Annotated in this window: 4 protein-coding genes, 1 pseudogene and 2 riboswitches; of the genes and pseudogenes, 1 reads left to right on the top strand and 4 read right to left on the bottom strand. The window is 51.0% G+C overall.

Features of this window, described 5'->3' with window-relative positions:
* From ABUA47_RS22305 to accC, 4 genes and pseudogenes are all read right to left on the bottom strand, one after another.
* Nucleotides 1-538, bottom strand: a pseudogene (locus ABUA47_RS22305) (transporter); the annotation flags it as partial.
* 127 nt (nt 539-665) lie between these two features.
* Nucleotides 666-2198, bottom strand: coding sequence for an acyl-CoA carboxylase subunit beta (locus tag ABUA47_RS22300; protein ID WP_022401007.1), 1533 nt, complete (start codon nt 2196-2198; stop codon nt 666-668).
* Nucleotides 2199-2252: 54 nt separating this feature from the next.
* On the bottom strand, nt 2253-2768 hold the full coding sequence (locus ABUA47_RS22295) for a biotin/lipoyl-containing protein (protein ID WP_005836686.1): 516 nt from the start codon (nt 2766-2768) through the stop codon (nt 2253-2255).
* 31 nt (nt 2769-2799) lie between these two features.
* Nucleotides 2800-4311, bottom strand: a complete 1512-nt coding sequence (accC, locus tag ABUA47_RS22290) for an acetyl-CoA carboxylase biotin carboxylase subunit (protein ID WP_117748818.1) — start codon at nt 4309-4311, stop codon at nt 2800-2802.
* Between the two features lie 134 nt (nt 4312-4445).
* Nucleotides 4446-4651: riboswitch (cobalamin riboswitch) on the bottom strand.
* A 42-nt stretch (nt 4652-4693) separates the two neighbouring features.
* A riboswitch (cobalamin riboswitch) is annotated at nt 4694-4902 on the top strand.
* A 121-nt stretch (nt 4903-5023) separates the two neighbouring features.
* On the opposite strand from accC, the gene ABUA47_RS22285 reads away from it, so the two are divergent.
* On the top strand, nt 5024-6165 hold a 1142-nt coding region (locus tag ABUA47_RS22285), incomplete at its 3' end, for a carboxypeptidase-like regulatory domain-containing protein (RefSeq protein WP_349832072.1).

The raw sequence follows: 6165 nt of genomic DNA, 5'->3' as shown, positions 1-6165 counted from the left end.
AGCCCACCACACCCAGCGGATAGGCAACGGCATATCCGAGTGCGATTTCCGGAGCATCCACCCCGTTGAGGTCACTGTTTGCCTGCTGGGCAGCACCCAGACCGGGGGTATTGGTCACGGCTCCGGACAAGATACCCACCATCGTAGTAATGGGAATTCCGGTGGCAAAGTGCAACACAATGGTGATAACCACGCTGAGGAAGACGGAAAGCATTGCTACCATGTTCAGCGTAAGTCCGCCCTTCTTGAAAGCGGAGAAGAATCCCGGTCCCACTTGCAGACCGATGGAATAGACAAACAGTATCAAGCCGAACTCCTTCAGGAAGTGCAGCAGATGTTCGTCGAGGTTCATGTCGAAATGTCCGAAGACAATGCCCACAAACAAAATCCAGGTGACACCCAGCGAGATGCCTGCCACCTTCAACTTGCCCAGCATGATACCGAAGGTGATGACCAGGGACAGAATCAGGACAGAGTGTGCCACTCCTCCGCCCCAAAGATTGGGATAACCCTCAAAGAGGTTTCTTAATAGTTCCATAGTTTCTATCTTTAGTTTTTACTTTTCAGCCTTATTGTTTAATTCTTAATTCTCTATTTAAAAAGTGTATCCCCACAGAAATCACTTCTCCGGGGATACGCATTTCACACATAAAAAATAACTACTATTATAAAGGCATGTTGCCGTGCTTTTTCGGTGGATTGCTCTGATTCTTGTTGTGCGCCATCTCCAATGCCTGCACCAGCTTGTAGCGGGTATCGCGCGGCATGATGACCTCGTCTATGAGGCCACGCTCGGCAGCGCGGTAAGGGTTGGAGAACTTGTCTTCATACTCCTTGATAATCTCCTGCTTCTCTTCGGCAGAGGACTTACGGTAGAGGATGTTCACCGCACCCTCGGCACCCATCACGGCGATTTCCGCCTGCGGATAAGCCAGGTTCACGTCGGCACCCGTCGGCTTGCTGGACATCACGATGTAGGCGCCGCCGTATGCCTTGCGGGTAATCAGCGTTATCTTGGGCACGGTGGCCTCGGCATAGGCATAGACAATCTTGGCGCCGTGGCGGATGATGCCGTTGTGCTCCTGCATCGTTCCGGGCAAGAAGCCGGGAACATCTTCGAAGGTTATCAGCGGGATGTTGAAGCAGTCGCAGAAACGAATGAAACGTGCCGCCTTGTCGCTGGCATCAATATCGAGCACACCCGCCAAATAGGCAGGCTGGTTTGCCACGATACCTACCGAACGCCCGTTCAGACGACCGAAACCGATAACGACGTTCTTGGCAAAGTGAGGCATCACTTCGAAGAAGTACTGGTTGTCCAGCACCGGTTCTATAATATCCTTGATGTCATAAGGCATGTTCGGGTCTTCGGGAATGACGGTCTGAAGCGTCTCTACCCGGCGATGGATATCGTCGGAACAGGGAGTGAAGGGAGCATCTTCCATATTGTTGGACGGCAGGAAGCTCAGCAGCTCGCGGATGCTCATCAGTGTCTCCTCCTCCGTATTGCACATGAAGTGGGTAACGCCGCTCTTGCTGCTATGCGTATAGGCACCGCCCAGTTCCTCCTTGTCCACCTCCTCGTGGGTCACGGTCTTTACCACGTCCGGACCGGTGATAAACATGTGGCTCTGCTCCTTTACCATGAAGATAAAGTCGGTAAGCGCCGGAGAGTAGCATGCCCCACCGGCACACGGACCCAGAATGGCAGATATCTGCGGAATGACACCCGACGCAATGGTGTTCTGATAGAAGATGGAGGCATAGCCTGCCAAGCTGTTCACACCTTCCTGGATGCGTGCGCCGCCCGAATCGTTGAGGGCAATGACGGGAGCACCGTTCTTCAGGGCAAGCTGCTGCACCTTCACAATCTTTGCGGCATTCGTCTCGCTGAGCGAACCGCCATGCGCCGTGAAGTCGTAGGCATAGACAAATACAAGGCGGCCGTCTATCTTTCCGTAACCGGACACCATGCCGTCTCCGGCAATCTGCTTCTTCTCCATGCCGAAGTTGGTGCAGCGATGGTTCACGAACTTGTCCAGCTCATTGAACGAGCCTTTGTCCAGCAGCATGTCAATACGTTCGCGGGCAGTCATGCGGCCGGAGGCGTGTTGTTTCTCTATCTTGTCTACGCCCCCACCCAGCGAGGCACGTTTGTCCAGTTCCTCAAACTGGCGGTATATTTCTTCTCTGTTCATATTTGCATTTACAATTTAGTGATTTATAATATACGGACTGAATGCGACTCGGGATTATTCCTCCTTTATCAACTCCAATTCAATCAATACTTGATTGGCATTTACCGGTTCGCCCTCGCTCACGAGAATGTTGCGGACGATGCAGTCGGCATTTACCTTATAGTTACTCTGCATCTTCATGGCTTCCAGCACCACGGCAATGTCTCCGGCAGCCAGTCGGTCGCCCACCTTGACGGGGATGCTCACTACCTTGCCCGGCATCGGTGCCAGAATCTTGTCGCCCTGCTTCTCGTCGGCTCCTTTCTTCATGTGCAGATACTTGGCTTGCGTGTCTACAATGTCTACGTGGAAGGAACGCTGGAGCATGCTGATGTCATAGCTCTTTCCTCCCTCGCCGCGCACAAGGCCTGCGTTGAACGAGTTTCCGTTGTGCAGGATGGAGCAACTTCCGTTCTCCGCCATCACAATGTCCACTTCGTAGGGCTTTCCGTCAATGGTAAGTTGTACCTTATTCCCTTCCTTACCCACCAGGGTAATGTCTGCTATACGGTCTCCTATATGTATTTCCATTATTAAATCTCCATTATCAATTTTCCATTCCTTAAATCCTAAGCACTCCCTTCTGCAAGCCGAATTCCCTCCAACGGCTGATGGGGCGGCCATCGGACAGCTGTGCCGAAACGTTCTCCTCCAGATTAACCAGATAGTCCATATAGGCGGCTATCATGGCAATGTTCTCCAACTCTTCGTTGGTGGTATTGGTGCGTACCAGCATGCGGGCGTTCTTCTCGATAAAGAGGGTGTTGTACTCTCCCTTCACAAAGTCGGGCACGTGCATGATGCGCTTCAGATAGGCAAGGTTGGTCTTTACGCCCGTAATCTTGTACTCGTAGAGCACACGGCGCATACGCTCGATGGCATACTGGCGGGTGGTTGCCCATACGATGAGCTTACCTATCATAGGGTCGTAGTAGATGGGAATCTCATAGCCGTCGTACACATAGCTGTCTATGCGCACACCGATTCCGTTCGGCTCCGTCAGTTGCTTGATGACACCGGGAGACGGCATGAAGTTGTTTTCCGTATCTTCGGCACAGATGCGGCACTCTATGGCATGACCGCGCTGGAACAGGTCCTCCTGCTTGAGGTGCAACACCTCGTCGTTGGCAATACGGATTTGCTCTTTCACCAGGTCTACGCCTACCACCTCTTCCGTGATGGGGTGCTCCACTTGCAGGCGCGTATTCATTTCGAGGAAGTAGAACCGACGGTTCTTGTCTACCAGAAACTCGATGGTACCTGCACCGGAGTAGTTTACTGCCTTGGCTGCGGCAACCGCCTTCTCTCCCATCTCCCGGCGCAATTCCGGCGTAAGGAAGGGTGACGGGCTTTCTTCTACCACCTTCTGATTGCGACGCTGCACGGAGCATTCGCGGTCGAAGAGGTGGATGACGTTGCCGTGGTTGTCGCCCAATATCTGGAACTCGATGTGGTGGGGTTCTTCCACGAACTTTTCCAGATAGACCGTGTCGTCTCCAAAGGAGGACATGGACTCGGAGCGTGCCGTGTTGTAGGCTTCCACCACTTCGCTCTCGTTATGGATAAGGCGCATACCTTTACCACCGCCACCCATAGACGCCTTCAGCATCACGGGATAACCTATCTCGTTGCAGATGCGCACGGCTTCTTCGGCACTCTGCAAAGGTTGTTCCGTTCCGGGAACCACGGGTACGCCTGCCGCAATCATTCGCTTGCGGGCAGCTATCTTGTCGCCCATCGCCTCCATCGTCTCGGCGGCGGGACCGATAAAGATAATCCCTTCCTCCTTGCAACGGCGTGCAAACTCCGAGTTCTCCGACAAAAAGCCGTAACCCGGATGGATGGCATCGGCACCGCATCGCTTTGCCGTGGCAATCACTTTTTCAATATTCAGATAACTCTCTTTTGCCACGGCCGGTCCTATCGGATAAGCCTCATCGGCATATGCCACATGATGAGAGGTGCGGTCGGCCTCGGAGAAGACCGCAACCGTAAGCAGTCCCATCTCCCGGCACGAACGCATGACGCGCAAGGCAATCTCACCTCTGTTGGCAATCAATACTTTCTTAATCATTTTACTTTTTCTTTAATATATAAAGGATATATATAGTCACACCACAATGCGGACATACCTTTAACAAAGGCATTCCATTTCTTGTTTAAATGTTCAACTAATATCTTCGTACTGTCTTCCTAACCCACGAGCAAAGGCAGCCTTTAATGAATGGCAGGTCTTCTGACTGACTCCTAATCCTGAAGCCTTCCCGATATTTCAATGCATATCAGTGGCAAGGGTGTTTTTCATGATATAAACGGAGCTTCACAGCAGCGGGACTGTCCGGGATTTACACCCGATTCCCTTTTAATCCAGATGATGGAAACATGCATCCGGAACCAATTCGCGGGCAAAGATAACAAAAATTATCAGGAGTATTCGCAAACCTAATAGTTTTTGTTATCTTTGTCCCAGTTTTGGTTTCACCTCTCCCGGTTCTGTTGGAGATGAGTGATGAAAAAGGGAATCAGGTGCAAATCCTGAACAGACCCGCTGCTGTAAGTCCTTCCAAAATCTTTGAATATTCTACAAGCCACTGTCCGCCCGGCGGATGGGAAGGCATTCAAAGAGGGATAAGTCAGAAGACCTGCCAAGACAACATAGTTTTAGTGCTTTCGGGGAATAAAGCAACAAAACATTGAGTCGAGGCATTCTTTATCCATATAAAGGAATCTTTCTCTTTGTTCATTTTTCCTTGAGGGCAAGTTACGAACGCTTATAAGGAACTGAAATGAGATTCATCACAGGACTGCTATTTACATTTATCTGCCTACTGCCTGCAGGTAGTATGGCACAGAATAAGGTCACCTTATCCGGAAAAGTCATAGACCAGCACGGGACACCGATAGCCCAAGCCACCATCGCTGTGGAAAACACCACCTCCGGCACCTATACGGACGACCGGGGGAAGTATTCACTGCAAGTCGCTCCGGGCAAACACACCTTCGTCGTCTCCTTCCTGGGCTACCAAACCGTGAAACAATCCCTCGACATCCGGCAGGATAAAAAACAGAATTTCACATTGCAGGAAAGCGCCGTGGCATTGAATTCTGTCGAAGTATACGGAAAGACCCAAACGCAGAAAGTGAAGGAAGGGGCCTTTGCTGTCAATGCACTCGACATCAAGCCGATAGTAAACTCACTAAATAACCTCAACGACCTGGTGAACCGTACAACGGGCATCAAGGTGAGAGAGGAAGGCGGGGTTGGCTCGGACTTCGACCTCTCCATCAACGGCTTGTCCGGAAATTCAATCCGCTACTTTCTGGACGGAATGCCACTGGACACCAAAGGAAGCGGTGTTTCCCTCGCCAACTTACCCATTAACATCATAGACCGGATTGAGATATACAAAGGAGTAGTCCCTGCCAGCTTGGGAACAGATGCACTGGGCGGCACCATCAATATCATTACAAAGCAGGAAAAAAAGGATTATCTGGATGTATCTTACGGCATCGGCTCCTTCCATACCCACAAGGCAGACTTGAATGCACAGTTCGTAGAAAAGAAAACCGGACTAATAGTCCGGCCCACCGTTGGCATCAACTACTCCAAAAACGATTATAGAATGAAGAATGTACAGATGCGCGACGAAAGCGGGGACAACTTCATATATGGCAATCCCAAGCGTTTTCATGACGGCTACTTCTCTCTACTGGCACAGGTGGAAGCCGGATTTGTCAACAAATCCTGGGCTGATGCCTTCTTTGTTTCCGCCTCCTATTCAAAAACAGACAAGGAACTGCAGACGGGGTCTGTTCAAAACAAAGTATACGGAATGGCAGAAAGGAATTCCGATTCCTGGAACATCTCTGCCCGCTATCAGAAGTACAACTTCATCCTGAAGAACATGCAACTGAATGCCTCCCTCTC

It is taken from the genome of Bacteroides sp. RTP31139st1_H2_RTP31139_211217 (genome assembly GCF_040227615.1).
Classification (GTDB): Bacteria; Bacteroidota; Bacteroidia; order Bacteroidales; family Bacteroidaceae; genus Bacteroides; species Bacteroides uniformis.
This window is presented reverse-complemented; position numbering and strand designations above follow the sequence as displayed.

Excerpts from the sequence above, each read along its gene's own strand:
- accC (WP_117748818.1), bottom strand. The coding sequence starts at position 4,311 with ATGATTAAGAAAGTATTGATTGCCAACAGAGGTGAGATTGCCTTGCGC.
- ABUA47_RS22300 (WP_022401007.1), bottom strand. The coding sequence starts at position 2,198 with ATGAACAGAGAAGAAATATACCGCCAGTTTGAGGAACTGGACAAACGT.
- ABUA47_RS22295 (WP_005836686.1), bottom strand. The coding sequence starts at position 2,768 with ATGGAAATACATATAGGAGACCGTATAGCAGACATTACCCTGGTGGGT.